Annotated in this window: 3 protein-coding genes; 2 read left to right on the top strand and 1 reads right to left on the bottom strand. The window is 65.6% G+C overall.

The features are described 5' to 3' along the window. Positions 1-576: SDR family NAD(P)-dependent oxidoreductase (locus AC1DWI_RS16680; RefSeq protein ID WP_477725246.1), on the top strand; the 576-nt coding region annotated here is incomplete at its 5' end. A gap of 2 nt (positions 577-578) precedes the next feature. On the opposite strand, the gene AC1DWI_RS16675 is transcribed toward AC1DWI_RS16680, so the two are convergent. Beyond that, on the bottom strand, positions 579-1,511 hold the full coding sequence (locus AC1DWI_RS16675; protein ID WP_457278843.1) for a LysR family transcriptional regulator: 933 nt from the start codon (positions 1,509-1,511) through the stop codon (positions 579-581). Positions 1,512-1,622: 111 nt separating this feature from the next. On the opposite strand from AC1DWI_RS16675, the gene AC1DWI_RS16670 reads away from it, so the two are divergent. Further along, positions 1,623-3,491, top strand: a complete 1,869-nt coding sequence (locus tag AC1DWI_RS16670; protein ID WP_477671036.1) for a gamma-glutamyltransferase family protein — start codon at positions 1,623-1,625, stop codon at positions 3,489-3,491. The last annotated feature ends 92 nt before the right edge of the window (positions 3,492-3,583 follow it).

The following is a 3,583-nucleotide window of genomic DNA, read 5'->3' as shown; positions in this document are numbered from 1 at the left end:
GCCGACGGCCAGGCCGTGGTGGCCAAGGCGGTTGCCATGGGCAAACTGATGGGCCTGGTGAACTGCGCCGGCATTGCGCCCGCCGAAAAAACCGTGGGCAAGAACGGCGCGCACAGCCTGGGCGCCTTCAGCAAAACCATCACCGTCAACCTCGTCGGCAGCTTCAACATGATCCGCCTGGCAGCCGACGCCATGTGCAAGAACGACCCTGAAGCCACCGGTGAGCGCGGTGTGCTGATTTCGACCGCCTCGGTCGCAGCCTACGACGGCCAGATCGGCCAGGCCGCTTACAGCGCCTCCAAGGGCGGCATTGTCGGCATGACCTTGCCGATTGCCCGCGACCTCGCGCGCAACGGCATCCGCAACATGACCATCGCGCCCGGCATTTTCGGCACGCCCATGCTTTTTGGCATGCCGCAGGAAGTGCAGGACTCGCTGGCTGCCGGCGTGCCCTTCCCCTCGCGCTTGGGCACACCGCAAGACTATGCGCGCCTGGCCAAACACATCATCGAAAACGACATGCTCAATGGTGAAGTGATTCGCCTGGACGGCGCGATTCGCCTCGCACCACGTTGAGCCTAGGCCGCAGGCGGGTGCAGCGCTGCCAGCCGTTCGGTCAGCAGCGCTGAAAGCCGTTCAATCACCTCGTTGACGCGGGCCGGCACATAGCGTCGGCTGGGCACCACCGCATAAAGCGGCGCCGGCTCACCCAGGTGACCCGCAAAGAGGCGCACCAGCTTGCCGCTGGCCAAAGAGGCCATGAGGTCGATCTCGGACTGGTAGACGATGCCCCGCCCCTCCAGCGCCCACTGCAGCGCAATGGATGCGTCGTTACAGGCCAGCGGCCCAGCCACGCGCACCTGAAAAGGCGCGCTGGCCTCTCCCTGCAATTCGAACTGCCACTGATCTTGCCGGCGCTCGCGCACATGGCAAACCAGGCAGTCGTGCTGCACAAGCTCGCATGGCTCCAGCGGCGTGCCGCGGCGCGCCAGATAGTCCGGGGCCGCACAAGCCACGCGCCGGGCCGGCGCCAGCAGGCGCGCCGAATGGGTCGAATCCATCAGCGGCCCGTTGCGCAGGGCGATGTCGATGCCCTCGCGCACCAGGTCCACACGCGCATCGCTGATCTGCAGGTCGATTTCAATACCCGGGTGAGTGTTGGCAAATTCGGCCAGCCAGTAGGCCAGCATCTCGCGGGCCAGCATGGCTGTGGCGGTGATCCGGATGCTGCCCGTCAAGCCGAAGGTGCCGGCACGGACTTTGGCCTGGCCTTCGGACACCAGCTCGAGCGCGCGGCGGGCATGGTCGACCATGACAGCACCCTCGGCCGTGGGCCGCACGGCGCGTGTGGTTCGCTCAAACAGACGTACACCCAGCGAGGTTTCCAGCCGCTTGATCGCCGCACTGACGGCCGCTGTAGACAGCCGGCAGCGCTTGCCCGCTGCTGTAAGGCTGCCAGTTTCCGCCGTAGCCAGCAGCACGCGCAAGGCATCGAGATTGTCAAATTCCATGGAAGAGTGATTTCTCTGAAACGCCATTGTGAGGCGCGGGGCCGCTCGATATATTCAACAGCGCAGGCACAGGGTCCTGCCACAAGCTACAACTACATTCAAGGATATCGCATGAGACACGCCTTCCCGGCGCTGGCAGCCACCGCGCTGCTTGCCGCCTGCGCCAGCAGCCCCACCGCATTTAACTACCAGGTCCCCGCCGATGAAGTCGCGCGCGGCACCAAGTACATGCAGCCCGAGGGCTCTTCGGGCTTCACCCCCAAGCCCGGCTGGGCCACCAAGACCTTCGCCGTGGCCGCCGCCAACCCGCTGGCCACGGATGCGGGTTACCAGGTACTCAAAGCCGGTGGTTCGGCCATCGACGCTGCAATTGCAGTGCAAATGGTGCTCACGCTGGTGGAGCCGCAATCGAGCGGCATAGGTGGCGGCGCCTTCCTGCTGCACGCCAACGGCGGCAAGGTCGAGGCCTTTGACGGCCGCGAAACCGCGCCCGCAGCGGTGGACGAAAAGCTGTTTATCGGCGCCGACGGCAAACCGATACCGTTTTACGACGGCGTGGTCGGCGGCCGCTCCGTCGGCACGCCCGGCACGGTGCGCATGCTGGAGATGGCCCACAAGCAATACGGTCGCCTGCCCTGGGCCCAGCTCTTTGTGCCGGCCATCCAGCTCGCAGAAAACGGCTTCAAGGTCAGCCCGCGGCTCAATACCTTGCTCAAGAGTGAAGTGCACCTGAAGAAGGACGCCACCGCCGCAGCCTACTTCTACAAGGCCGACGGCAGCCCCGTCGATGTGGGCTCCGTCTTGCGCAACCCGGCGCTCGCCGACGTGCTGCGACAGATCGCTGCCAAAGGCTCCAGCGCGCTGCTCGAAGGCAAAGTCGCGCAAGCCATCGTCACCAAAGTGCAGGGCCACGCCACCAACCCCGGCAAGCTGGCCCTGGGCGACCTGGCCGGCTACCAGCCCAAAAAGCGCGACCCGATCTGCTCCGACTACAGCGCGGCCGGCAAGGCCTACCGCCTCTGCGGCATGCCGCCGCCCAGCTCGGGCGCGATTGCGGTCGGGCAGATCCTCGGCATCCTGAACAACACGCCGGCCAGCACCCTGGGCCTGGTCACCGGCACCGGCGGTGTTCCCGGCACCGTGTCGCCCACGCCTTCGGCCGACTGGCTGCACCTCTACACCGAGGCCTCGCGCCTGGCCTTTGCCGACCGTGCGCAATACCTGGGTGACCCTGATTTCGTGCAGCCGCCGGGCGGCAACTGGATGAGCCTTCTCGCACCGGCCTATCTCAGCGAGCGCGCCAAGCTGATCCAGCCCGCAGGCCCGAGCATGAAGACCGCCAAACCGGGCGTTCCAGGCGCCGTCACCACCGCCTATGCGCCCATGCCCGACCAGCCCGAGTACGGTACCTCGCACATCAGCATCATCGACGGCTACGGCAACGCGATCGCCATGACCACGACGATTGAAGACCAGTTCGGTTCGCGCCTGATGACCGATGGCGGCACCGGCAAGGCTGGCGGCTTTTTGCTGAACAACGAACTCACCGACTTCAGCTTTGCCCCGACCGATGCCGACGGCAAGCCCGTGGCCAATCGTGTGCAGGCCGGCAAACGCCCGCGCTCGTCGATGGCGCCTACGCTCGTGTTTGACAAAACCTCAGGCCAGCTCGTCATGAGCGGCGGCAGCCCCGGCGGTGCGCTGATCATTCACTTCACGGCCAAGACGCTTTACGGCACGCTGAACTGGGGCCTCAATGCCCAGCAGGCGATCGACCTGCCCAACTTCGCCTCACTCAACGGCCCGAGCATCCTKGAAGAAAAACGTTTCTCGCCGGCCACCGTCGAGGCGCTGCGAAGCCGCGGCGCCGAGGTACGCGAACAAACCATGACCAGCGGCCTGCAAGCCATTCAGAGAACACCCGAGGGCTTCTTCGGCGGCGCCGATCCGCGGCGTGAAGGGCTCGTCCTGGGTGACTAAACCGCCCGATACCCCGTGAATTACAAGGCCCTGCCGTCGCAGGGCCTTGTTGTTTCTACAATCGGTTATGGCCATCCCCCAATCGTTCATCC

The organism is Polaromonas sp. P3_C2 (genome assembly GCF_056402675.1).
Note: the sequence above shows the minus strand (reverse complement) of the source record. Positions and strands in the feature narration are given on the sequence as shown.